This window comes from Paenibacillus sp. J31P190 (assembly GCF_059692075.1).
Map to the genome: position 1 here is coordinate 25,638 of NZ_JCAUAS010000031.1, position 26,406 is coordinate 52,043.

The 26,406-nt window shown below is 43.9% G+C and carries 21 protein-coding genes; 15 read left to right on the forward strand and 6 right to left on the reverse strand.

The genetic code is table 11. From position 1 onward, the window contains the following. Positions 1-79 precede the first annotated feature (79 nt). The gene (locus AC58U0_RS32625) at positions 80-1,351 is read right to left on the reverse strand and encodes an erythromycin esterase family protein (protein ID WP_497382934.1); all 1,272 of its coding nucleotides are present in this window, start codon (positions 1,349-1,351) and stop codon (positions 80-82) included. A gap of 237 nt (positions 1,352-1,588) precedes the next feature. Between AC58U0_RS32625 and AC58U0_RS32630 the strand changes: the two genes are divergently transcribed. Beyond that, positions 1,589-2,134: a GNAT family N-acetyltransferase gene (locus AC58U0_RS32630; protein WP_497382935.1), complete on the forward strand. Its 546-nt coding sequence runs from the start codon at positions 1,589-1,591 to the stop codon at positions 2,132-2,134. Positions 2,135-2,174: 40 nt separating this feature from the next. Here the strand turns inward: AC58U0_RS32630 and AC58U0_RS32635 are convergent, their stop codons facing one another. Further along, entirely contained in the window at positions 2,175-3,881 is a 1,707-nt protein-coding gene (locus tag AC58U0_RS32635; protein ID WP_497382936.1) for a glycoside hydrolase family 2 protein, read from the reverse strand. 113 nt (positions 3,882-3,994) lie between these two features. Between AC58U0_RS32635 and AC58U0_RS32640 the strand changes: the two genes are divergently transcribed. The 10 genes from AC58U0_RS32640 (at position 3,995) to AC58U0_RS32685 (ending at position 16,953) form a co-directional block, all read left to right on the forward strand. Next, the gene (locus tag AC58U0_RS32640; protein WP_497382937.1) at positions 3,995-4,822 is read left to right on the forward strand and encodes an AraC family transcriptional regulator; all 828 of its coding nucleotides are present in this window, start codon (positions 3,995-3,997) and stop codon (positions 4,820-4,822) included. Between the two features lie 96 nt (positions 4,823-4,918). Continuing rightward, a complete protein-coding gene (locus tag AC58U0_RS32645; RefSeq protein ID WP_497382939.1) occupies positions 4,919-5,413 on the forward strand; it encodes a CYTH domain-containing protein in 495 nt (164 codons plus the stop codon). Positions 5,414-5,811: 398 nt separating this feature from the next. Beyond that, on the forward strand, positions 5,812-6,213 hold the full coding sequence (locus AC58U0_RS32650) for a hypothetical protein (RefSeq protein ID WP_497382940.1): 402 nt from the start codon (positions 5,812-5,814) through the stop codon (positions 6,211-6,213). A gap of 29 nt (positions 6,214-6,242) precedes the next feature. Further along, positions 6,243-8,411, forward strand: a complete 2,169-nt coding sequence (locus AC58U0_RS32655) for an EAL domain-containing protein (protein ID WP_497382941.1) — start codon at positions 6,243-6,245, stop codon at positions 8,409-8,411. A gap of 147 nt (positions 8,412-8,558) precedes the next feature. Continuing rightward, complete coding sequence (locus AC58U0_RS32660) at positions 8,559-9,269, forward strand: response regulator transcription factor (RefSeq protein WP_497382942.1); 711 nt, start codon at positions 8,559-8,561, stop codon at positions 9,267-9,269. Between the two features lie 31 nt (positions 9,270-9,300). Beyond that, positions 9,301-12,549: a response regulator gene (locus AC58U0_RS32665; protein ID WP_497382943.1), complete on the forward strand. Its 3,249-nt coding sequence runs from the start codon at positions 9,301-9,303 to the stop codon at positions 12,547-12,549. A 128-nt stretch (positions 12,550-12,677) separates the two neighbouring features. Beyond that, on the forward strand, positions 12,678-13,421 hold the full coding sequence (locus AC58U0_RS32670; RefSeq protein WP_497382944.1) for a phytanoyl-CoA dioxygenase family protein: 744 nt from the start codon (positions 12,678-12,680) through the stop codon (positions 13,419-13,421). 481 nt (positions 13,422-13,902) lie between these two features. Next, complete coding sequence (locus AC58U0_RS32675; protein WP_497382945.1) at positions 13,903-15,408, forward strand: amidase family protein; 1,506 nt, start codon at positions 13,903-13,905, stop codon at positions 15,406-15,408. 1 nt (position 15,409) lies between these two features. Then, positions 15,410-16,396 (forward strand): phosphotransferase enzyme family protein, encoded by a 987-nt coding sequence (locus AC58U0_RS32680; RefSeq protein ID WP_497382946.1) that lies wholly within the window; start codon positions 15,410-15,412, stop codon positions 16,394-16,396. Between the two features lie 35 nt (positions 16,397-16,431). Beyond that, positions 16,432-16,953: a GNAT family N-acetyltransferase gene (locus tag AC58U0_RS32685; protein ID WP_497382947.1), complete on the forward strand. Its 522-nt coding sequence runs from the start codon at positions 16,432-16,434 to the stop codon at positions 16,951-16,953. A 4-nt stretch (positions 16,954-16,957) separates the two neighbouring features. Here AC58U0_RS32685 and AC58U0_RS32690 read toward each other — a convergent pair whose 3' ends face one another. After that, entirely contained in the window at positions 16,958-17,998 is a 1,041-nt protein-coding gene (locus AC58U0_RS32690) for a ParB/RepB/Spo0J family partition protein (protein ID WP_497382948.1), read from the reverse strand. A gap of 246 nt (positions 17,999-18,244) precedes the next feature. On the opposite strand from AC58U0_RS32690, the gene AC58U0_RS32695 reads away from it, so the two are divergent. Further along, entirely contained in the window at positions 18,245-18,430 is a 186-nt protein-coding gene (locus tag AC58U0_RS32695) for a hypothetical protein (RefSeq protein WP_497382949.1), read from the forward strand. A 245-nt stretch (positions 18,431-18,675) separates the two neighbouring features. Beyond that, on the forward strand, positions 18,676-20,991 hold the full coding sequence (locus AC58U0_RS32700) for a bifunctional diguanylate cyclase/phosphodiesterase (RefSeq protein ID WP_497382950.1): 2,316 nt from the start codon (positions 18,676-18,678) through the stop codon (positions 20,989-20,991). 54 nt (positions 20,992-21,045) lie between these two features. On the opposite strand, the gene AC58U0_RS32705 is transcribed toward AC58U0_RS32700, so the two are convergent. Next, entirely contained in the window at positions 21,046-21,852 is an 807-nt protein-coding gene (locus AC58U0_RS32705) for a histidinol-phosphatase (RefSeq protein ID WP_497382951.1), read from the reverse strand. Positions 21,853-21,910: 58 nt separating this feature from the next. Beyond that, the gene (locus tag AC58U0_RS32710) at positions 21,911-22,813 is read right to left on the reverse strand and encodes a LysR family transcriptional regulator (protein ID WP_497382952.1); all 903 of its coding nucleotides are present in this window, start codon (positions 22,811-22,813) and stop codon (positions 21,911-21,913) included. Between the two features lie 253 nt (positions 22,814-23,066). Between AC58U0_RS32710 and AC58U0_RS32715 the strand changes: the two genes are divergently transcribed. Together AC58U0_RS32715 and AC58U0_RS32720 are read left to right on the forward strand one after the other, a co-directional pair. After that, a complete protein-coding gene (locus AC58U0_RS32715) occupies positions 23,067-24,593 on the forward strand; it encodes an MDR family MFS transporter (protein WP_497382953.1) in 1,527 nt (508 codons plus the stop codon). Positions 24,594-24,606: 13 nt separating this feature from the next. Then, entirely contained in the window at positions 24,607-25,185 is a 579-nt protein-coding gene (locus tag AC58U0_RS32720; RefSeq protein ID WP_497382954.1) for a PadR family transcriptional regulator, read from the forward strand. A 423-nt stretch (positions 25,186-25,608) separates the two neighbouring features. Here AC58U0_RS32720 and AC58U0_RS32725 read toward each other — a convergent pair whose 3' ends face one another. Then, positions 25,609-26,394, reverse strand: coding sequence for a TIGR01457 family HAD-type hydrolase (locus tag AC58U0_RS32725; RefSeq protein WP_497382955.1), 786 nt, complete (start codon positions 26,392-26,394; stop codon positions 25,609-25,611). Between the last annotated feature and the right edge of the window lie 12 nt (positions 26,395-26,406).

Sequence of the window (26,406 nt, forward strand, 5' to 3'; positions counted from 1 at the left end):
CTTGAGTTTTGAAGGTGGAGAGCAACATTAATTAGAGTATGAAGCATCGGTTGGTTGGATAGGCAGTGCTTGTGTGAATTCACACAAGCACTTTTTTTATAGTTAGCGGATGAAGCGCATGGCTTTCCTCCACATGCACGAAGGCATCGTACCGCCGAGCCATAAGAGAGGGAACGTAATTCCCTCTCTCATGGCCAGAGCGGTACACGACCCCGATGGCACGGTGCCCGAGCACCTCGTGCCCGAGAATCGGATCCTCCTTGCTTAGCAGGAGGATCTGATCATGCGCGCCGGCGCGATGCATGAGCTCCTCCCAGCTGCCCGGCTGGGCAGGCGGCACTTGCATCGTCGCCATCGGCGCGCCCCAGGATGTCGCGGCGATGACCGTGCCGCGGTAAGTGCCGAAGCCGATGGCGAACACATCGGCTTCGCCGTGCGCTTCGCGCACGAGCTGGCCGACGTTCACCATCCCGTCGGCCAACATATCTGTGGCACGTGCGTCGCCGACGTGCGTGTTGTGTTCCCAGACGATCACTTTGGCGTCTGGGCCGTGGTGGTCGGCGACGCGGCGCAGCGCCTCGACCATGTGCCGGTCGCGGACGTTCCACGATTCCGCGTCGTGACGAACCATGGTGCGGTAGTAATCCTCAGCGTTCACAGCAACAAGCGCATTCAATTCTGCGCTTAGAGCTGCTTCGCTGTCTTCCTCGTACCGCACACGTTTCGCGTGAAGCGCTTGAAGCAGCTTCACAACCTCATCCTTACAGCTTTCGCCGTAAAAAGCCGCCGAAACCCCATAATGTTGCCCCTCGTTCTCATAAGAGTCGAAGCACTCAAATGCCTTCCGCGCCAGAGCTAACTGCTCAGGGGTGCCTTTTTCCTGTAAATAACGTTCGATCTCTTCTAGTGACTCCCATAAGCTATAGACGTCCAAACCGTAAAACCCGACTCGCTCTTCCATCGGCTTATTTGCATTGTGCTGGTTAAGCCACTCCATCAACTCGCCAACCTCTTCATTGGCCCACATCCACGTCGGCCAGCGATTAAAAGTTTCCATGACCTCACGGGAGCTTGGCTTGGCATCCTTGTACTGCTTTACATAACGGTTAACCTCATAACATGACGGCCAGTCGCCCTCGACAGCAATAAAAGAAAAACCTTTCGTCTCAATTAATTTACGGCTTAGCTCCATGCGCAGCTTATAAAATTCCGATGTACCATGTGTTGCCTCACCGAGTAAAACGTACTTCTTGTCTCCGATTGCTTCAACTAATACATCCAAATCTACGGGGGTCCTCAGCTGCACAGCTTGCTGTCTAATCTGTTCTACAATGACGTCATCAACTTTCACCTGTTTTAACTCCTATCCTAAAGATTTACATTCTGTAGTATGTACAAAAGTGCATACAAAAAAAGCGATTCGAACGGATTCGCTTTTTTGTAACACAATTGGAACATTCCTGTTACAGTTCTCTAACATAGTAGGTGTATTATAATAAACAAGACCCCCCTTTTTTAATATAAACTTTGGACCTGGCCCCGTTGGCTAGGTCCCCTTTTTTTGTTAAAGAGAAAGGATGATGACAAAATGGTTCGCACAGGAGAACGGTTGTACATCCGCCCCTTTGAAATGGGAGACTCGGAAGCTCTGCTGGCGTTGATGCTGCGCAACCGGCAATTGTTTGAACAGGTGGTACCGATTCGGTTGGATTCGTTCTACACGCTGGATCACCAAGCCAGCAGCATTGAGCTCTGGCAGCAGGCGGATAAAGAGGGACGGCGTCATTCATTCGGTATCTTCCTTAAAGGAACGGATGAGCTCATAGGGGAAGCCTCCCTTTTCGAAATCATTCGCGGACCGCTGCAGAAAGCGATGCTAGGTTACTGCCTGGATGCAAGTCATAATGGCAAAGGTTATATGACAGAAGCCATCCATCTTGTTCTTGATTACGCTTTCCGGGAAGCGGGACTTCATCGGATCGAAGCTGGGGCGATGCCGCATAACACCGGATCTATCCGGGTGTTGGAGAAGGTTGGTTTCCGTCAGGAGGGCCTAGCCAGGGAGAATGTGAAGATTCAAGGCGTATGGCGGGACCACGTGATGTTTGCCATATTGGAAAGCGATTCTCGCTAGTCAAAAAGAGACCCAGCCTCATCGGCTAGGTCTCTTTCATTTAACGCTTAGATCGATAAATCTCTTTCACCAATCGGTAAGCCAGCTTAGGCTTGCGATACTCATTAAGCAGCCCTTTGTTGTTAAAACTCCGTGCCCGGTCACGGAAGTAAGGACGGTCACTGCGCACATCGACGCGAATGTCGGCGAAGTGCCAGATTAGTGTGCCGACGATGCGAGGATCCTCGCGGAAGATCTGTAAAGCCTGCTGCACAACGTCAGCTTGATAGTCTTCACTGAACAAGCGAGGCTCCCAGCCTGCATCTCCGAAGATGCCCGCAGCGCCAAACTCGCTCATGATGACGGGTTTATCACCGGCACCTTGTGATTCTGCATGTTCATAATACTGCTGAAGCATGTCGCGGAAACCGTTCACGTTACCTTGGTACCAACCGTAATATTTATTGATTCCGATGACATCGAAATAGGAGAGCACAATGTCTTCTTCAGGATGCATCGTGGCGTATGTAACTAGGCGACTGGTATCCATGCTGCGAATTTTGCTAACGAATTTCTTAGTAAGCGTAAGTGCTTCATCCGTGCGTGTATCAATTTCGTTATGAGCCCCCCAGAAAATGATGGAAGGATGATGATAATCACGGCTTATCATTTCGTCTAACATTTGCAAGCCGCGTTCTGCAAATAGGGGACTAGCCAGCGTTTCTTTGCTCATAAAACAGCCCCACATTGGGATCTCGCTCCACAGGAGCAATCCGTGCTCATCAAGCAAATCGATCCAGAATTGGCTTTGTGGATAGTGTGAACCGCGAACGATGTTGCAGCCCATATCGGTCAAAATATCCAAATCCTTCAGCATGAGCTTAGGTGGAAAAGCAAATCCCCATTCGGGATGCTCTTCGTGCCGATTCACTCCCTGCAAATACAGCGCTTTGCCATTAAGGTGGATTTGACCGTTATTAACTTCAATGGTTCGGAATCCTGTCCGATCGATAAGATCATCTTCTCCTGCTTGGACCGTGAACGTATATAATTCGGGATGCCCAACATCCCATTTGCGGATGTTTTCGAGGCTTCCTCGGAGAGAAAGCTGTGAAGATTGGCCCGCCGCGATATGAATGGTTGAATCGGAGATAGCTAGTCCTTCCGTAGAGGCGCTAACAACAATTTGACGATCAACCGAGCTTAAGGAGTTTAACCTTACTTGCAGCTGGATATCTGCTGAGTCGCCTTCAAGTTGATAATCAATTTTCAAGGAATCAATATAAACATCGGGCAGCTCCTGAAGCTCCACAGAACGAATAATTCCGCCATAAGAGTACCAATCTGCGATATCTGTGGGCAGTGTCTGCCAGTCCAGCGTACTATCAACACGAATGATTAATTCATGTTTTCCTTGCGCTAGATGAGGGATTACCATGGAAAATTGGGTATAGCCGCCAAAGTGGTAACCGAGGTGATGACCATCAACATAAACATCAGCATGATGGAGAATTCCCTCAAAGCATAGCCCGATATTGGCTTCTTGTGTGGTATCGAAATACGTGCGATACCACGCAGCACCGATATACTCGTAATGACCTAATTCGTTATTCCAGCAAGAAGGAACCACAAGCTTTCGAGTGCCGAAAGGGAACTTGGCATGCCATTGTTCTGTTATCCCTACATTTCCTGGATCCGTTATGAAGTCCCATAATCCATCAAGAAGTCGAGTATGGCGCAGGGAGTGTTGTTGAAAAGTACGTATCAAAGGTAAAAGCCCCTTTCATGTATATTTACTAAAGCGTATCATGGAAGAAAGGCTATTTTCTATGGATAAAGAACTTTAGTATTTGTCAAAATCGCTTCGGAGGTGGTGAATGAATGGAAACCAAAGAGCACCGAATGTATCATCTTCGATTGACCTATGAGAAGCTTCCTGTTCCAGGCTGGAAAGATATTCGGAATACAACAGATGTTCATTCTCTCTATTGGATTATGAGTGGAGAAGGAGAATTTACATATTCGCTTGAGGAAGAGCTGCTAAAGGTACATTCGGGTATGCTCCTCTATTTAAAGCCGGGGTTTACGATGACCATGACATCATCTGTGGATAAACCGCTCTATATTCGTATGCTTCTGTTTGAAGTTTTCGACATCCCCTATGAGAATCAAACCTGGCAGCAGCCCGTTCATTTGGACTCACTTCAACTGCCTTTTAACAAGTTGTATTCTCCGGAGCAAGCGGTCTGGATTCAAGAGCAGTTCAAGCAGATAGGGTCCATACAGAGTCCGGACCCGCACGAAAGGCAGGCTGAATTCCAATATGTTCTTTCACGATTGATCCATTTCATGAGGGATACAAACACGTCAACGGACCCGTATATGAAAGCATTCCAGCAAGCGAAGTTTTGGATCGAAACCTGCTATAATAGGCCCTTGAGGATGGAAGAACTCGCGCGAACATTCCATATCTCCGTCTCTCAGTTGCGCAAAATGTTCATGCAGCAGGTAGGTATTTCACCCAAAGTGTACTTGAACAGGATTCGCAATGAGAAAGCCAAAACGCTGCTGCTGCTGACGGAAGAACCAATGAAAGCCATTGCGGCTGCATGTGGATTTGCGGATGAATTTCATTTTGGTAAAATGTTTCGGGCTTGGAATGAGGTATCTCCGGCACGGTTCCGAATTTTGAACAAGTCCAATCGATGAGAAGGATGGAAGGGGAGCTCCCTTTTGGGAGTTTTTTTCATGATAGCGTGGTAAAATGGTGAAAAGAACATGATTTATTTGAGAGGGGTCACACTAATGAGTGCCGAAATTGAAAGAAAGTTCCTTTTACCCGCGTTCCCTGCGGCTGAACTGGACAATAATGAAATAAAGCTAGTTTCAAAGCAGTACATCTATCAAACCTATTTGGCCTTCTCGGAGGATCAAGAAATCAGAGTGCGCCAGCTGGTAGATCGTTCTGGATTGTCGCATTTTACACATACGTTCAAATCGGGGCATGGCATGGTTCGGGAAGAGATTGAATACAACATATCGGAACCTATATATAAGCAGCTTCTTGAACGTACGGGGTTGATCCCATTGGAGAAGATTCGCACCACGGTTGATGTTCAGGGACTCCATTTTGAAATTGATGAATATAAACAAGTGGATCTCCTGGTTGTCGAAGTCGAATTTCCAGATGTTGAAGCTGCGCGGCTCTTTGTAGTACCTTCTTGGTTTGGGAGAGAGTTAGGAGCGGAGGAAGAATTCCGAAATAAGTCAATGTGGGTCAAACTGCAGACAAACGCATAAACGAGTTTCGATTTCCTTACAATTGGTTAATAATCTTCATCAAGATATTTCCAATTGTAAGGAGGGATATGACGTGAAAAAAGGACTTGTAAGGCGCAAAAAATCGCCTCTAGCCTTTTATCTAGCGGCGCTCGCTGTAACGATTGCCATGAATAGCAAGCGTGTTTGACAGAATATGTAAAAATTATAAGATAAAGGCCGAGTTTATGACCCGAGTGTGGTCAGATCTTGGTCTTTTTGCTTTTTTCTGAAGAGTGAAAGTGTTAGATTCGTTAGCGAACTATTAGGAAAAATAATGTTTAGCTAAGATTTAAAATAGATGTTTAACAACAATTACAAAGTATGATGGATGTACAGAAATAAGAGCTAACATTTTCAGGAATTGCGAGGGGCCGCCTATGAACCTGATACATTATTACCGCCAGCAGTTTCTCGAATTAATTTCTCAGTTCGAGTCCAATTGGGAAGAGGATCGTAACTATAGATTTGGATTTCGTTGGAATTCGTATGCGAAGTCTTCTTTTAAAGAAATTTTTCAAATGACTCAATTTCCGGACGAACCCTTGTACTTAGTGTATGCGATTGAGCTTCCTGAAAAATACAAAAGGACGAATATTGGTGAAGTAGTCAAAAACATTTCGTCATCCTATGAGCTGTCCTTGTATTTGTTCTCGGATAAGATTCATTTAACCTCTTGTGTTTCTATAGAAAGCTTGCAGCAGACAACATTAGGTTATGTAAATCAAGCACGAGGGGAAATCATTGATCTTGTTTTCTCTGCGATTCAGATGCGAGTCTAGATGAATTCATAAGAATTTAGGTGATAAGTATGAGGAAGTATCGGGTGTTAATCGTTGATGACTCCAACGAAATGAGAAATAGGATTGCGAATCTTTTTGAACAAGATGAACATTTTTCAGTGGTAGGATTCGCTGTTAATGGTGCCAATGCGCTTGATAAAATTGTTGAGCTGCAACCAGACCTAGTAACACTGGATGTAGAAATGCCCGAGCTCGACGGACTAGCCGCTTTGCGTCAAATTATGACCTTCCATCCTGTACCGGTAATTATGCTGAGCAGCTGCACGGAAGAATGTTCAAATGTTGCCTTGCATGCTCTGGAGCTAGGGGCTTTGGATTTTTTCCAGAAGGAGACATTATTCCAAAGAACACAGAATGCGGTGTTGGAAGAAGAATTTCTATTACGGTGTAAAACCGCAATGAGGAAGAAACTGTTCCTACGGAATGAGACGAGTATGCTGGGGAAAGAGCACTCGATCAAAATTCATTTGGAAATGCTTACATTTCTACTGAAAATGGAAGAGGATATGCTCCATTTTCACGCTGAGCTCCAGGATCAAATTAAACAACAGAATGGACTTCTCGTTAAATTTCATCTAGAGGATAATAAATTTATCTATACAACGTGGCAGGGCTCACTATTCAACCGGCTTGGTATCAAAGAGAATAACGCGGTAGGTAAGGATTTGTTTGCGATTTTCCCGAAAGATAAGGCCGACTTCATGGCTCCCTTCTATCAAGCGGCATGGGACAATGAAGAAGTTATTGATTTCGAAACAGAATGGCATGGTTATTATTACTTAACTGTTCTTCGTCCGATCAAACGAGATGGTGTAATGACAGAAGTCATTTCGCTAACTGTAGATATTACGGAGTCGCGAAGCATGGAGGAACGCATCCGCTATCTAATCCATCATGACCCTCTGACAGGCCTTCCCAATCGACATGGGTTAAGTAAATGGATCGAGGACGCAATTGCGCAGCAGGAGCGTTTTGCTGTTGTATTCGTGAATTTGGATCACTTCAAACTGGCCAATGAAACGTTAGGTCATGATACAGGGGACAGAATTCTTCAGGTTATGGCCCGCAGATTGAAGAACAGCACCTTGATCAAAGATGTTTCTGTTTTCAGAGTGGGCAGTGACGAATTTATCGGTTTGGTTAAGCACCATTCGTTAGAAGAACTTGAAGGGTTCGCACATACGATTGTTCAGACTATCAATCAGCCCATTCGCATCCAAGATCATGAAATATATATGTCTCCTTCAATTGGGATAAGCCAGTATCCACAAGACGATATTGACCCTGACAATTTGATTCGCTTTGCAGATATAGCTATGGAATACGCCAAGGAACTAGGCGGGAATCAAGTTCAATATTTTAATTCCCAAATTTATGCGAAAATAGAACGTAGAATTAAGATTGAAAAGCATTTGCGAAAAGCATTAGAGAAAAATGAGTTTATTTTGGTGTACCAACCTCAAGTCAATTTATTAGTGAATCAGATCGTTGGATTTGAAAGTTTAATTCGGTGGGAAAGCCCTGAACTGGGGCGCGTATCTCCGCTAGAATTTATTCCTATCGCAGAGGAAACGGGATTAATCTATCCGATTGGAAAGTGGGTCCTTAATGAAGCATGCAGCCAGAATAAGTGCTGGCAGGAGTTAGGTTTTCCTAAGGTTTCAATGGCTGTCAACTTGTCTTCAAAACAGTTCTATGATCAGTCTCTCAAAGAACAGATTAACAGTATACTGCAAGAGACAGGGCTCGAACCGCAATATCTAGAATTAGAGATAACGGAAAGCATGACGATGGATGTTCAAGTTGCCTTAACGACTTTAAATAGTTTCAGAAACATGGGTCTGAAGATTGCTATGGATGACTTTGGAACGGGTTACAGCTCGCTCAGCTATTTGAAAGAATTTCCGATCCATCATTTGAAAATCGACCAATCCTTTGTGAAGGATATCTCGGTTAACCCTACCAATGCAGCCATTGTAAATACGATCATTGCGCTAGCACGTAACCTAAAGCTAGTTGTGATTGCAGAAGGGGTAGAAAACGAAGACGATTTAAAGATTCTGCAGGAATTTAATTGTGACACCGTACAGGGATACTTATTCAGCCGCCCGGTGGAAGCAAGCGAGGTACCCGAGATTTTTGATAGATTTGCATGCAATCGAATTGCACATACATAAGCATGATCCTAACGCCATGACAGCGACTGTCGGTTTTGTGGCGTTTTTGTTATTTCATATTTCTGGTAAAAAATAGTGTAGACCTGCCATAATTCGACATATTATAATAGATGTAAGAAACAAAATAGGTATAAAGGAGGGATTTTAGTGATTAAGGTGCTTATTATCGAAGACGACATCATTATAGGCCAAATGATAAGCATGTATCTTTCGGAAGATCAATTCGAAGTGAAGCAATCGGTAAATGGACATGACGGATTAAGGGAAATCGTTCATTTTCAACCTCATGTGATTTTATTGGATCTCGTTTTGCCAGATTATGAGGGGTTAGAGCTATGCGGAGCCGTTAGGGAACTAAGTTCAGTTCCAATTATTGTGATATCCACGAAAACAAACATTAAGGAGAAGGTAGAGGCCTTTAATATTGGGGCTGATGACTATCTTTGTAAGCCGTTTAGCATGCAGGAGTTAAAAGCACGCATCAAAGCCTCGCTACGTATGTCGGACATACAGATTCCTGCTGCCGGTGGTTCGGAAGGGACAGAATGTGAGTCACAATATCCTGACTTTACTCTGGATGTAGAGCGCAGGTTGATTGTGATCAAAGATCAAAAAATTGATATTACCAATTCGGAATTTGAAATTATGAAACGCTTTATTCACTATCCCGGCAGAGTGTTTAGACGCGATGAGCTTATAGATACTTTATATCGGATGGGCGAAATCGTGAATGATCGCGCGATTGATGTACATATTACGAATCTCCGTAGAAAAATAGAACAGAATCCAAAGGAACCTCAGTATATTAAAACCGTCTGGGGTGTTGGTTATAAATTTGTGCATCTTTCAGCTATTTAAGGTGTGTAATTAAGCGATGAGGTGAATAGCAGTGCTCAAAGATCTACTGAACAATTTCTCGATACTGGCTGTTTTTATTTTCTTGTCTATCGAGATTTTCTATTCTCCTAGATTAAAAGCCGCATCAAGATGGAAATATCGCCTAATAGCAGGTCTGATGCATGGGATCTATGGTGTCATTCTGACTTTTCTTGGCGTACATGTTACTGCAAGACATATATTGGATTTAAAAGCGATTGCCATTCTGATGGCTACATTCATTGGTGGAGGAATTTCTGGTTTTATTGCCACGATGATTATGATTATTGGCAGGACGATGATAGATCCTTCTGTTTTCATTCGAATCACTACATTGGGTCTGCTCATATTTGCTGGAACCGCACTAACTAATCGTTTCGTTCACGGTTATTGGAGGAAATGGATATTTCTAATTATGTGTCCTATCAGCGTTTTGTTCGTTGATATGGTACTCATCTATCATATTCCTGTTGCCGGCTTAGTCATTCCAGCTTTACTTCTGCATTTGGGAGGGGGGTTATTCGCAGCAGCGCTAATCCGCTATTTCTTAAAGGCAGAGGAGCTAAGGAGTCAAGTAAGTCATATCCAACAAGAGCTATTGGATATTCTTCGGCTGCAGCCTGGCATTACATTTAAACTTAAGAAAATTCAAAATCAATTCATTTATTCGATGGTTGATGGCCGGTTGTTACGAAATCTCGGACTACATCCACAAGATTTATTAGGTAGAAATATACAATCCATCAAAGGTTTTACTACGGAATTCACAACGTTTATAATTGGGAAATTTGAAGAAGCGTGGAAAGGGAACATAGTTGCTTTTGAGAATCAAATAAAGGGCAAGATCGCCTTTACAACCTTACAACCTGTATTTGATGGTGAACAGGTAGTCGAGATCATCGGCTCTACGACAGATATTACAGAGAGAACAGCAGCAGAGCGGCGTATTCGGGAGAGTGAAGCACGTTATCGTATCCTCGTTGAGAATTCACAGGAAGGAATTCTTGGGTTCACGAAGGAAGGCGTGATTACCTCTGTTAATCAAATTGTTTCCCTAATGACCCAAGCGACAGCTGCGGACATGTTAGGCAAAAAAATAACCGAGTTTCTCCCGGAAGCGGAACAAATTCGTTGGGATTCTCATTTCCAAGAAGTTATTCTGAATGGTGGTAATGTACGTTTTGAAATGAGTATTCCATCCTCTACGGGTGTTCTTCGAGATTATTGTGTCACGCTTTCTATCTGCCATGATGCGACTGGCGAATTGGAAGGTATTGTGGGAACGGTACACGATTTCACAGAAGTAACCATGCGGCATGCCGCCGATCAAGCGAACCAAGCCAAGAGTCAATTTATAGCCAAAATGAGCCACGAAATTAGAACTCCCTTGAACGGTATTATTGGCCTTTCTCAACTTCTCGGGAAAACCTCACTCTCAGAGCATCAAAAGGATTATCTACATAAAATAACATCTTCATCCCATACACTGCTAGGCATTATTAATGATGTTCTTGACCTTTCCAAAGTAGAAGCGGGAAAACTCGAAGTTGAACGTACCGGCTTTCAGTTGGATGAGCTTCTCAAGGATCTCTCCAGTATTCTGAGTGTCTTATCCGATAGTCGCCAAATCGAGCTTATTTTTAATACAGCCGCTGAACTTCCCAACCATATTCTCGGTGATCCGCTGAGACTGAAGCAAGTACTGCTTAATCTTTGCAGCAATGCGATCAAATTTACTTCAGAGGGCTATGTGATGCTCCAAATTGAGTTGGAACCACACACGTCCAAAGAAGAAATCATGCTTAGCTTTACCGTAGAGGATAGTGGAATAGGTATATCTCCAGATCGTTTAGCCTTTATTTTTGATCCTTTTTCTCAGGCAGATGGATCTACAAGCCGTGAATATGGGGGAACTGGATTGGGACTTACGATCAGCCAGCATTTGATTGGGCTTATGGGCGGGTCTTTAGCAGCTGAGAGTGTAGAGGGTAAAGGAAGCAGATTTAAATTTACTCTGCCTTTTCAAGTCATAGAACTCGCTGATCCAGATGAATGGGATTTAACGAAAGATCATATGACGTATCAAGTTTTGCTGGTCGAAGATCATCCCCTCATGCGCAGCAGCTTGCGGGACACTTTGGAGTCGTTCGCCTTAATCGTTTCGGAAGTGCCTTCCTGGAAAGCTATGTTTGAAAAGATGAAGACGTTAGGAACCGATGACGACAAGTACGATTGTATCCTGCTTGATATGGAAATTGAAGATATGTATGGCATAGATACATGGAACACATTTATTGAGTCGATCCAAAGAGATCGGACGTTTGTTGTATGCTTAACTTCGCCGCTTGGCAAAGAAGAAATGCTGAAACTTCCGATAAGCGCGAGACCTGATGCCGTCATGGTTAAACCGATTTGCCGTCTAGATCTATATCAAACGTTGGAATCCCTGTTCAATCCGCATAACAGATCTCCAAGAAGCGGCAGGCCTTTGCAGACTAAGTCCTCCAGCGTTAGCAAGACAGGGCGAATTCTTCTCGTGGAGGATAACGAAATTAATCAGCAGGTTGCCATGGAGTTTCTAAAGGAGCATGGGTTTGAGATCACGGTAGCGGAAAATGGCCAAGAAGCCATTGAAAAACTCGAAATCGGCGAATACGACTTGATTTTGATGGATATTCACATGCCGATCATGGATGGTGTTGAAGCGACAGCGCACATTCGCCAAATCCCCAACTATAAGAATATACCCATCATCGGACTGACGGCCAACGTTGTTAAACAGGATCATGAAGATTATATCCGTTACGGCATGAATGACGTCATTAGTAAGCCTTTGGATATAAAGCGTCTCTTTAGTGTGATTAATAAATGGATTGAATCATCTACTTCCATAGAGGCTAGTCAGACGAATGCAATCGATTTTTATAAGCAAATTGAAGCGATAGATTGGCAAGCTGCACTTGCTCGACTAGAAGGAAAAGAAAGTATTCTAATCGTCATGCTTCAGTTGTTTAAGAAAAATTATTCAATTTTTGCCGAGCAACTAACGGAGAGTATCCTTGATGAGGATTGGAAGGCTGTCAAAAGGGCTATACACACACTTATCGGAGTTGCCGGAAGTATCTCCGCAAATCGTTTACATGAAGCTGCAAGTTATCTGGAACTTGCCATTTTGCAAAAAGATGATTTCCACGATCAGCTCATCGAAGTAGCAGAGGAAATAAAGCGTATTACCACCTTTATCCCAAATGTAGCCTCTTAGCAAATGGAACTGCTTATATCAATTTCAGATACAAACGTGATAATTTCAGCCATTGTTGGGTGGTGACCTCGGCAGTATGATGAAGGTAAGACTTATTACTTTCACAAACAGGAAAGGGGATAGCTGTCATGTTTGTTAAGAAACAAGATCGTATGTCACCTATCACGGAAGAGCAATATGCGCAGTTCGAAAGAGATGGGTATTTGCTTATTAAGAAAGGCTGCAGCAGCGATCTCATTGATGCCTTTAATGGACACATTTTTGATATTCGTAACCAAGCGGAAATACCGAATTGGGCAGGCTGTGAAGAAAGCAAGAAATTCTCCCTGCGGTTGTTTAATCCGCATAAGCATGACAGCTTTTCTCGCCAAATGATGAAGCTTCCCATCATCCGAGGTGCGCTAGCTCAATTAATGGGCAAAGAGGCTAACTGTGTGCAAAGTATGTACTTTTACAAGGAACCAGGTTCACCGGGACAGGCTTCGCATCAGGATTACTACTACATTAAGAATGATCCCATGACAATGATCGCTGCTTGGATCGCTTTGGAAGAAGTCGTCGATATCGAAAATGGATGCCTCTGGGTCATCCCTGGCACGCACAAGCTTGGGCTGCTGCCTCACGGCGCGGTGAAAAATATTGAAGAGCACGAATCATGGACTGACGAAACAGAAGGCGCAGACCTTAGCAAGCAAATCCCAGTCGAGATGGAAAAAGGAGATATCCTATTCTTTAGTGAGCTGCTCATCCATTCATCCAATAAGAATCGAAGCAAGGATCGTTGGCGACGTTCCTATGTATGTCATTACATTCGCGAGGATTCGTTTGTTACTCAGAGGGAAGATTTGAGAGAAAAATTTCCGTTGTACTAAAGGATTGGACCTCTTGTTGGGCTTATGAATTATAAGAACGCTGAGTAGTGCTAACTCTTTTTTTCAGCCAAGGCTGGAAAGGGTTAGCTTATTTTATTTAACACATACACATATACATGAGCGTTGGCCCTAACAGGCAAGTATCAGGGCACGCTAATGCTTACAACCGAGCTTAAAGTAAGCGAAAATCGTGTTAAGGTTGTAATAGGTAGTCTGAGAAGTTGTTTTCCGAGCTTAAGTTTGGTAATGACTGAGTTAGACTCGAAAAATGACCTAATCCCCAGCGGCAGCCACCATCTATCCCCAATACGATGAACAAAGCACGCGACACTACACATGTACAAGTTGTCTTTCTAATGTAAAGTGATCGCAATTTAATCAAAAATAACTATAATTAAACTCCCCAACTTACACATACAGGAACTTCATACCCTACAGAGAACAGTGTTAATAAGACTGATAACCAGAAGGAGATAAAAGAATGGAAAATGAGTTGGAGAAATGGATCATAGAAGCAGATATAGCAAGTATGCAGCAAGCAATGAGTACGGGACGGGTTACTTCTGAACATTTGGTTCGTATATATCTAACCCGCATAGTAAAGTACGATTCCATATTAAATACCATTCTAGAAATAAATCCAGACGCTATCAACATAGCCAAAGCTTTAGATGAAGAACGAATAGTGAAGGGCAGTCGTGGATCCCTGCATGGTATCCCTATTCTACTGAAGGATAATATCGATACATATGATCGTATGCATACAAGCGCCGGTTCTATCGCATTAGCTGAATCCTTCGCGGCAGCCGATTCTTTCGTGGCGGCACAGCTTCGAGCGGCGGGAGCTGTGCTGCTGGGTAAAACGAATATGACCGAATGGGCAGGCTACATGTCAGGCGATATTTGGGCGGGCTATAGCTCAAGAGGTGGTCTCACCTTAAATCCTTACGGCCCTGGCGAATTATTCGTAGGCGGTTCAAGCTCAGGCTCAGCAGCGGCCACAGCAGCGAATCTAGCAGCAGCGGCGATCGGAACGGAAACATCGGGCTCTATCATCAGCCCCTCCAGCCAGAATAGCTTAGTTGGCATTAAGCCAACGATTGGACTAGTTAGCCGAACGGGCATTATCCCAATTGCTCACAGTCAGGACACAGCGGGGCCTATAGCAAGAACGGTCAGCGATGCAGCGATTTTGCTCGGCGCTTTGACTAACATAGATGAGTGTGATGTTGAGACGTTAGCGAGTAAAGGGCGTTCTTTCCAAGACTACACCCCATTCTTAGACGCCAATTATTTGCAGCAAGCTAGAATTGGGATCCCGAGATTTTATTATCAAGAATTAGACAATGCTCGGTTAGATATTATAGAGGCGGCTATCGCCGTTTTGAAACAAAAGGGTGCTACAATCGTTGATCCGGTGGTGCTTCCATGTGAGCAAACGCCCTGGGATGGCAATGTCATGAGGTATGAATTTAAGAAAGACTTGAATGATTATTTATCCAAATTGTCAGGCAAGACACCGGTCTATTCTTTGGCAGATGTCATCGCCTATAATGAAGCGCATACAGATCAAGCATTGAAATATGGGCAAGGAACCTTAATCTGGTCTGAGGAAACGAGCGGGACGCTTACGGAACAAGCCTATTTAGACAGCAAAAAGAGGGATAAAGAGATGTCGCGTGAGCAGGGGATTGATTATGCATTAGAAGAGCATCACCTGGATGCACTCTTATTTCTAGGGGCTGAGGGTGGGGCAGATCTTGTGGCAAGAGCCGGTTACCCATCGATTACTGTACCTGGAGGGTACGCTGCAACAGGGATTATTGCACCAGGCGGGTACACAACGAAGGGACCGCAAGGGATCACTTTTGTAGGAACAGCATTTAGCGAACCCACCTTGATTAAAATTGCTTATGGTTTTGAGCAGGCGACGAAACATCGCATACAACCCCAGTTAGCAGCAGCTGCGAAAATAGAGGTAGAATAAAATGATGAATCTAAGGACGATGGTCGTTGGATTAACCGATGATCTTGTGGCAAAGGCGTTCATACGGTTATGGGAGCATGAGGAAGGAACATTAAAAGTTTGGCGGGCAAGTTCCAACTTCGTATATCGATTTGAAAATAAAGGTAAGAAATTCTTTTTGAGGTTCTCTTTTGAAGGAGCACAGTCCCTGGAGCAAGTAGAAGCTGAGCTTGATTTCATAAAATACTTAGCCTTATCTCATTATCCTACCATTGTGCCTATACATTCTAGCGAGGGTAAGCTAATTGAAAGAGTAACGACAAGTGAAGGGGTATATATTGGTGTTGTGTTCAGTGATGCGGAAGGGGAAAGTTTAGATTGTGATCAAATGAACGATTCGCAGATGGAGGCGTGGGGGAAATCACTTGGCAGCTTGCATGCATGGTCACAGGTATATGAACCTGATAAAGAATTAAAGCGTAAGGATTGGCGAGATGGACTGGATCATATTGCAGCGGCATTAGAACGTCATTCACATGAAAAAGAAGCCTTGATGGAGCTAGATAAGCTGAGGATTTGGCTTTATTCTTTAAAGCAAACCAAGCATGATTATGGCCTCATTCATTATGATTTTCAACAGGATAACATTTTCTGGCAGGCAAGTAAGTCGCAATTTCATGTTATTGATTTTGATGATGCGATGTATCATTGGTATGCGATGGATATTGTTGCAGCTCTTGCTGACGTATTGGATCATACAGAGAGGGATTCCAGCAGTCAGGTAGAATGCTTTCTGAGAGGCTATACGGCGATATATCCATTAGACAAACAGATGATAGAACACTTTCCAAAGTTCCTAAGGTTCTCTAAGCTCTATAGCTTTTCAAGAATCTTAACAGCTTTGGAGGATAGTGATCTATCCAATACGCCACCATGGTATGCAGGATTGAAATTAAAGCTCATGAAAATGACGGACGAAATGAGACTTGGTTTCAGCAACCCATGGTAACCTACTGATCAGCAGCACACAAGGAGGATTATAACTTGGAAATAAGGCGTTTATGGCAACAAGATATACCGCAAGTACAAGCATTAATGATGGACGTGGTGTCACGTCTTCCTTCTGACGCGCTTTATTCAATGGACCGCTTGGAAGCACTTTACGAATATGTCCAAGATAAGGGAGAGATGTATGGCACTTTTCAAGGCGAAAAGCTTGTTGCTTATACGGTTATTGCATTTCCCGGTCTAAGTGCCAATAATCTCGGACGAGAGTTTGGTGTGCCGGAAGCAGATCTGCCAAGAGTTGCTTCTCTAGAAGGATCTATTGTCCATGAATCAGTCAGGGGACAAGGGCTGCAGAGGCATTTTCATGCCTTGAGGGAACAGCGAGCGCGGGAACAAGGTATGTTATACCTCTACGCAACCGTGCATCCTGACAATGGAATAAGTCGGAAAAACTTAGAAGCAGCAGGCTTCACACTTCAATTCACTCGCCCGATGTATGGCGGTCTTCTAAGGCATTGCTATGCGAAGAAGCTTGAAGTACTTGAATTGCTGGACTAGAATGTTAGTGAGTAACGGCAAGTTCTCTAACTTTTTTCCACGCATCCAAATGCTTTTCCAAATTACCGACTAAAGTATTGAGATCATTCAGAAATTGTTCTTTATCTTGGGCATCGACGTCAAAGGCTTCAACTTGAAAATCACTAGTTGCAGGAAATGCGTTAAGCATTTGCAGAAGTTTGGCTTGAATTGGGCTAGATATTGGGCTAGTTGAAGCTGCAGGCAGCTTGCTTTGTATCGGCATTTCTGTTTTGTTTTCCGAGACTGTTTCCTTGGATTTCTCCGCTTTCTCCACTTTTGTTGGAGCTTTTACAGCTGCAGGCTTGGCTCGTTCTGCTCGGTTGTTTTGAAAGACGGACCAAGTTTCGACCAGATCATGGCCTGTTTTATAGAGAAGCTTCCCTTTGGTGCTTTCTGAAATATCTTTATCTTTAAACATGCGAGCAATCTTTTTGACATCACTAACAGGCATTTCATCTCTGGCTATAATCAAAGCAAGCGGATCGCGGTGCTCGATCGGTAAATCTTTGATAGGCAGCAGCTGATCCTCGGTCAACTTGTCTTTTCGAATTTCTGTGCCGCTTACGATCAGCTTCTTAACTGAATTTCCAAACTTTAACAAATCACATTTGTTTTTGATGTAAGTTTCCGGCTTGCCAAGTTTGCTAGAAAGGTATTTAATAGAGGAACTGAATTTGGAATCATTCATAAGTTTGTGGAAGGCCTCGGCTTCCTCAATGGGGGAGAAGCCTTCCCTTGTCAGATTCTCCGCAATCTGTTCTAAATAAATCTCCAACTCATCCGTTACGGTCGATACGATGCAAGACATGGTGGGGCGTCCCAGCATTTTGCTAGCTTTGTATCTCCGGTTCCCGTAAATAATTTTGTACCGGTTGTCAGACGTTGTTCTCACTTTAATCGGAGAGAGTAAGCCAATCTCCTCAATGCTTTTCATTAATTCTTGGAGCGCCTCTTCATCGAATTGATATCTGGGCTGATCCGTATCCTCGTCAATTAAATGCATGGGAATTTCATGTATATTCATATTCATTTTCTCCATTCGTTCAGGTTGTCCTTGGATTATTATATAACAAGGAACAAATCGTGGAAATGCCAATCATAGTGTTAGATCGGAGGTCAATCATGTTTGCGTGTAAAATAAGTGATGAACTAGAAATAAAGCTACTAGAAGTCAGGCATGAAGGAACAATTAGACAGGCCGAGTTCAGTTTAACACCTTTCAAGATCATGAGGTTTATGGGATTATGGCCGAGGAGTCGGAGTAGATAGAATGGGAACTTTAGCAAAACGCACCAAACTGCATTACGGCTGGATTGTTGTCCTGGTGACCTTCTTTACCTTGATTGTATCGGCGGGTATACGCTCGGTGCCTAGCATCTTCATGCTTCCCTTTGAAAAAGAGTTCGGATGGGGCCGCGCGGATATATCCTCCGTTGTCCGGGCTTCGTATGTATGATTGCTGCCATCATGGCAGTTCGTATTCGCTGTACAGGCATGGTTGTCAGAGCGTTGTAAAATCGGAAAACAAGAAGGACCCAGCCAATCTAGGCTAGGTCTTTCTTGTTAGTTCTCATCCATTTTTTCAAAGTAATACCAGCTTCAATAAAAAGATTGATCGGAAGGTTTAGAGATGAAATAATAGAGGGTGATGATGTCGAATTGTGACATAAAAACTTTCATATGACTTAGGAGTAGAGTAGCATGAAAATGATTCAAAACACGATAATAGCTCTAATTTTCGTCATATTAGTTTCATCGTCTGAGTTTGTTCTTACTAAGTATAAGGATTCCTTACTCCATGAGCTTGAAATTACGGAACAGTCCCAACTATCCTCAAGAGCTTTGGCTTTACAATCCGTTATTGACCGTAATTTTAATATGATGGTAAGTTTGGAAGCCTATGTGGACGCGAATTACTTGCAAAACAAAGACGATGAAGAAGTCATGGAATACATGGCATCTCTTTATCATGGTGCTCAGGGATCTACGTATAATTTAATTATTGCGCCTAATGGCGTTATGAAGTTCGTTTATCCGATTCAGGGCAACGAAAGTATATATAATTGGGATTTGCTGAAGGACCCCCGTGCAAATATTCAACAGCAAATTTTAAGAGCGTTGCAAACTAAAAAAATGACAATGAATGGCCCATTTAAATTACTACAAGGCATTAATGGATTAGTCGCTCGAAAGCCAATTTATCAAGAAGGTGTTTTTTGGGGGTTCGTATCTGTTGGTGTAAATCTGGATCAACTGCTTGTCGAAGCAGGGATTAAGAATGTTGATACAGGGGATTTACAGATTTCTATCCGCAATCCTGGAGAGCCTGCGTTCTTTGGCGACGATTCTGTTTTTCAAGAAAATCCGATGATAGCGACCATTGAACATACGGATACGAAATGGGAGCTCGCTGCGCTGCCGCAGGGAAGTGCTTTTAAGAATATTAAGCAGCAAATCATATTAATACGCAGCTCTTTTATGCTTGTTCTGCTAATCGGTCTTATTTTTATCCTTTATATCCTTAGACAGCGGGATAAGTTAAGTCGAGCAGTAAATGAGCGCACACAAGAGTTACAGTTTGCAAATGAGGATTTGACTGCTGCGAATGAAGAGCTTCTAGCAGGACAACAAGAACTGCACGATTCAACCAAACGCTTGCTGGAATCCGAACAAATGCTATCGTACATGGCTTATCATGACGTTCTGACAGGGATACATAACCGAGCCCATTTTCAAATGATCTTAAAAGAACAAATTGTACACAACGAAATTAATCATACATCCCTTGCTTTGCTTTTCTTTGATCTGGATAACTTCAAGATGGTTAATGATTCGCATGGTCATCATATGGGTGATCTTATGCTGCAGGAAGTTGCTAATCGTATCGGGCAATCTAATCTATCCTATCATACGTTTGCCAGATTTGGTGGGGACGAGTTTGCCATCCTACTAGAAGATTGTCCAAGTGAGAAGGAGATTCAGCTCTTCTGTGAACAATTAATAGATATCTTAAAGCCGCCATGTTTGTTATCGAATCGCTCTTTTTTCATTAGTGCCAGTATTGGTATTGTACAGTATCCTTATGGGGGTGTGACTTGGGAAGCATTGCTCAAGAATGCGGATATTGCCATGTACATGGCCAAAAAAGAGAGCGGCAGCTCATACAGCTTCTTTAATCAGCAGATGGCAATGAATTCCCTATCAAAGCTTGAGATGGGAAATCATCTGCGTCAGTCGCTTGACCGGAATGAACTCGAAATTGTGTATCAACCGCAAGTAGATTGTTTATTGGGCAAAGTTATTGGCGTTGAAGCCCTCCTGCGTTGGAATCATACGACCAAAGGTTATATTTCTCCATCTGACTTCATTCCGTTAGCAGAAGAAATTGGTACGATTGCAAGTATTGGTGAATGGGTGCTGAGAGGTGCTTGCAAGCAGATGAAGGCTTGGCACAGCATAATGATTGAACCTTTAGCAATTTCCGTCAATCTATCGGTCAAACAGCTGAATGATGAACGTTTTGTTGATAAAGTAATACAAATTTTAGAGGAGACAGGCCTGGAAGCGAAGTATTTGGAAATGGAAATTACCGAAAATTTCGCGATGCAGGATGAACAGCTGGACGCACTTAGTAAGCTTCGCGGGCTAGGCATTGCGATATCCGTCGATGATTTCGGTACGCATTACTCCTCTCTAAGTTATTTGAAAAGATTCCCAGTCACCAAAATCAAATTGGACCAATCGTTTGTCCGCGGCGTTCAGACGGATGATAAGGATCGAGCGATGATTAAAGCGATTATTTCTGTAGCCAATTCGTTTCAACTGCAAATTATTGCGGAAGGTGTTGAAACAGAAGAACAGGCGGGCTTCTTAGTCGCTAATGGCTGCAGTCAAATTCAAGGCTACTACTTCTTCCGGCCTATGTCTGCCGAGAATGCGCTGCCTGTTTTACAGGAATGTCTACAGCATAAGCTTGGCTTTCTTGAATCAAACCCGTCTCGCCATATTGAATATTGAACAAAAAAATCTCCCCCGCTGAAATAGGAGTCAGCGGAGGAGATTTTTTCTATTTTAGAGTTGAACGATTTGTTTTTGTTTATTTTTGAAATAGACCCAATGTTTGAAGCCGATCTCTTTTAACGTCTTGCTAACTTCTTCCCAATCATCAGCAACTCGGCTTGGCAGATGAGCATCAGAGCCGAATGTCACTTCAACGCCATAATGCAGCGCTTGCTCTAATATTTCATTGGAAGGGTACCAGCCGCCTACGTCCTTGGTCTTTCCTGAAGTATTAATTTCAATCGCTACACCAGCTTCACCGATGATCTTTAACGTTTCGTTAACCTTCGGTGTAGCGATATCTGAGAAGGCTGGATAGAAGCCTTTCATTGCATCGATATGCCCAAGAATATGGAACATGCCGGAACGTGCGGACTCCTTAATAAGGTCATAGTACTCTTCTTTATGCTGGATCTTCTGCTCTTCATTTAGTTTTTTCCACCTGTTGCGATTGAAGATACTGACACCACCTGATAGATGAACAGAGCCAATAATGTAATCGAATGGATATTTCGCGTATTCTTGGCGGTAAACCTCGACATGCTCAGGGAAATAATCGGACTCAACACCTAAAAGAACATCGATTTTTCCTTCATATTCTTTTTTTAGATGCAGAACTTCCTCGATATAACGAGGGAATTCACTCTTAGCCATAGCGATTAAAGGTTGTGCCTGATCTTCTGGACTCGCAAAATAAGGAGAGTGGTCAGAAATCCCGATGACTTGCAATCCGCCGGCTATAGCGGCTTCAATATAATCGCGAATTTTATCCTTAGCGTGTCCACATCGGTCATGATGGGTATGTAGGTCGAATTTCATCGAAAATAACCTCCTTAGAGTTTTGCTTTAGCAAAACTGGCATCGTAAGCTGTAAATCTTATTCTGAGCCGAGAAACTGGGTTTCCGGCATTCCTTTTAGATCTCGTAGGAACTGCTGCATCGCAGAATTTAAGTAGCGCCCTGATTTATATACTACACCTACAGGATGCGTAATATCCAATTCGTTCACTTTGACCATTTTCAAAGTTCCATGCCGCAGTTCATCAGCGACAGAAAGCTTGGAGATGATAGCGACCCCGAGATTTAACTCCACCATACGCTTAACTTCTTCGCTGCTGGATAGCTCCATCACAATATGTGGGGACACTTCATAGGCTTTGAAGATTTGATCGACGAATCGTCGTCCGGCTGTTTCCGGAGAAAGCATAATGAAGGGAATGTTGCGCAGCTTCTCAATAGATAAATGGGCAAAACGGCTAAGTGGATGCGCCGTGGAAACAATCAGCTCGAAAGTATCATAATAAAGCACGGAAGTTTCTAAGGCTTGATTTTTTTCGAACAAATAGGTAATTCCAATATCAATTTGACTATTCTCCACCGAAGTCATGATTTGGGAAGAGGTCATCGAGTGAATGGTCGTCTTGATCAGTGGGAATTGGTCTTGGAAATAGGACAGCACCCTCGGCAAAATCTGCATGGCAATCGACGTTGTCGTGCCAATGTGGATGTGACCTTGCGGTGTATGATGTAAGTCTGACAATCGCTGCTTGAGATCACTGGCGATCCGCAGCATTTTTTCTGCATGCTCCAAGAACAGCTTACCACTATCGGTTAAAGTAACAGGCTGGTTGCGATCAATGAGAATTGTGCCGAATTCGTCTTCAAGGCTCTTTATTTGTGCGGAAACGGCAGGTTGGGTCAAGTTAAGAATTTCGCCAGCTTTTCGAAAGCTCATTGTTTTGGATATGGTGAGCAATGTTTCTAACTGGTTCATATTCATGAGCATACCTCCTGCTTTTCATAGTAAAGATAAAAATAAAATTTATCGGAATTGTAAAGGGCATAAAAACCTTTTGTAACCCTATTATATGATAGGAGTACCGGAATCGGCAACATTTTAGGATAAAGTTGGACAACTGAGCACATTCTAGCAACGAAGTTCAGACGAATACAACCGATTTTCGTTGCAAAATACTCAAATTTGATTATAATATTTTATATATAATAAATAAACTATGAAGGAGATTCACTTTATGACGTTAACCCGTAAGTCAAATACAACGTGGACCGTTGTGGCCTTGATGTTGGGACTCTTACTTGCTTCGCTGGATCAGACCATTGTTTCAACAGCGATGCCAACGATCGTGTCCAAACTAGGCGGTTTCAGCCAATTCGTCTGGGTTTTTTCTGCGTATTTAATTGCGAATGTGGCTGCCATGCCTATTTTCGGTAAACTATCCGATATGTATGGTCGAAAACTATTTTTTATTATCGGTATCATTGTATTTATGATTGGCTCAGCTTTATGTGGAACGGCAGGATCGATGACCGAGCTCATCATCTACCGCGCCATTCAAGGTATCGGTGGCGGTGCCCTTATGCCGATTACTTTCGCGATCATTTTTGATATTTTCCCGCCAGAGAAACGGGGTAAAATGCAAGGGCTGTTCGGTGCTGTATTCGGACTATCCAGCGTACTGGGGCCGATCATTGGCGCGTACTTCACTGATCATGTGACTTGGGAATGGATTTTCTTTATTAATCTCCCCCTTGGCATTGTATCCTTAATCTTAATTATTTTTTCTTATCACGAGTCCGTTGAACACAGTAAGGCGAAAATTGATTGGGGCGGTACTATTTTCCTGACAGCATCGATTATTTCTCTCATGTTCGCATTGGAACTTGGAGGTAAAGAATATGCATGGGATTCCTTACAAATTATCGGGTTGTTTGTAGGTTTTGCTGTTCTCTTAGGTACATTTATTATGATTGAAAAATATGCAGCAGAACCGATTATCCCGCTTGATTTGTTCAAAAATCGCCTGTTTACCGCGAGCATGGGTGTCAGCTTCGCTTATGGTGCGGTTTTGATCTCAGCCGGTACATACATTCCTTTATTCATTCAAGGGGTATTTGAAGGCTCAGCTACAAGTGCAGGCTCTACTTTAACCCCAATGATGCTTGGTGTTGTTGTCAGCAGCGCACTCGGCGGGCGCTTCATCGGTAAATTCTCTTATCGCAATGTCATGCTTGTTTCCATAGCCTTGCTGCTGCTGGCAACTTCGCTCTTAGGCGGACTCTCCATCGATTCCAAGCGCTGGCTAATTACAACCTATATGATTCTCCTTGGTCTTGGTATCGGCGCTTGCTTCCCAATTACATCGATGTCTGCGCTGCATAAAATAGACTTCCGCCGCAGAGGCACAGTGACTTCACTTGTTGGTTTCTTCCGTTCCGTAGGTTCGGCAATCGGGGTAGCTGTGTTTGGCAGCATTCAAGTCAACTCGCTAAGAGATAACATCACAAATTCCCTTCAAGATCCAGCGATGGCCGAAAAGTTTCATGATGCTCGAATTCTGCTTCAACCTCAAGTTCGTGCAAACATTCCCGCTGAAGTACTTCACAAGCTCCTAACAGCATTGGCGGATTCGATTGCCGTTGTTTTCCAGACGACTATTGTTCTTGCTGTAATCGGTCTTGTGTTCATTTTCTTCATGGGTAACGCTAAACTTGAAGTGGGAAGAGCTCCAGTCAAAGAAAGCGTACCAGTAGGACACTAGGAGGTTAACATCCATGTCGATGAAGCTCGTCATTCTCGGACTACTGATGGAAGCCAATCGGCATACCTATGAAATTCGGCAGACGATGAAAGAAAGAGGCATGAACAACTACATGAAGCTGCAAGACGGCTCTCTGTATTATGCGATGGACCAACTTCACAAGGATGGACTCGTAGAAGCACATGAGGTTGTACGGGATACGAATCGTCCGGAGAAGACGATCTATCAAATAACCGCTGCCGGGAAATTAAAATTTCAAGAACTGTTAGTTGAACAATTTCATGAAGAAATCAGGCACTATCATCCGCTTTATGTTGCCTTGCCTTTCTCCATGCATGGGGATCAGGCGAAGATTGCTGACATTCTCGAGAATAAAATTTTGGCCCAAAAAATGGTTATGAACAAGATGAAAAACTTGTACGAAGAACACATCTCCATTGTTCCAAGAGTTGTCCTACAGATGTTGGTGGGCACCTACAAGCGTGCATTTACTGAACTGAAGTGGCTGGAACAGCTGCAGAAGGATGCAAGAGAGGGCCGCTTGCAAGAGAAGAACTCCCCTCTGGAAGTTGATTGGGACCGTATTGAATAGAAGAAAGCCGCAGCTGCTCTTGTTTGAGCGCAGTTGCGGCTTTTTATTTGAACGTGGCGGGCCTCCATTTCATCTCTGGAGGGGGAATAATAACTGTTGCGTTACGCGAGTTGGTGAGATCTTGTAACTCGATTATCTCCAAGTTGTATTTTGTGCAACAATTCGCACGCACAAAGGATATTTCGCAACTTGAAGTTGCAGTTTGTACAACATTTTGAGCCCATTTGTTGCAAAATGGCCCGTTTAGGACCAAATTGTTGTACATTACGCAACAACGAAGGGAGAAAGACGAAATTTAGGAAGCAAAAGTTGCACTTTCTGCAACATCTTTCAACCGTAAAGGGCACTCTGATCCTTGCATAAGTTAGCTAGCAATAACCGTTTTATGACAGTCCCAGGAGGAAATAACGGTGTAGTGATATCTTATCTTCCGTTGAACTGCTCGATGAAATGCTGCAAGTCATCGCAGATCAAGTCCGGCGTCAAGCCCGCCGACGCCAGCTGCTCTTGCACGTTATCCGCCGTGGCGACGCCCGTCAACACCAGCGCCGTATTACATCCCGCCAGCATGCCTCCGCGGATGTCGGTATGCACGTTATCGCCGATGACCCAGACATCGGCGGCAGGCATCCCGAGCCGCTCGATGGCGTAAGCCATAATGATCGGCGAAGGCTTGCCGATCACCACGGGCTCCACGCCCGAGGCGGCGGTGATCGCAGCTGCCAGGGAGCCAGCTCCTGGCATCAGCCCACCATCCGACGGCAGCATGCGGTCGGGGTTGGTTAACACATAGGTCGCGCCATGCTTCAGATGGCGGACCGCTTCGGTCAGCTTCTCGTAGGAGAAGCTGCGGTCAATGCCTTGGACGACGTAATCCGGCGTCGTCTCAGCACCCAGGGCGAAGCCGGACGCCTCCAAGGCGATCCGTAGTCCAGCTTCGCCGACCATATGCACGCGGTTGCCTCCGCGCTGCTCGGTCAAGTACTGAGCGGCCGCCTGCGATGACGTATAGACGGCGGCCGCTGGAATCTCTATGCCGAGCACTTGCAGATGCTCGGCAACCTGCTCAGGCGTTCGTGACGAGTTATTCGTCACAAGCAAATACGGCAGGTGCTGCTCTTGCAGCCAATGAATGAAAGCAGCCGCATGGGGAATCGGTTCATGCCCCCGGTATAGTGTACCGTCTAAATCAATGAGAAAACCTTTCATCTTGCTAACGCT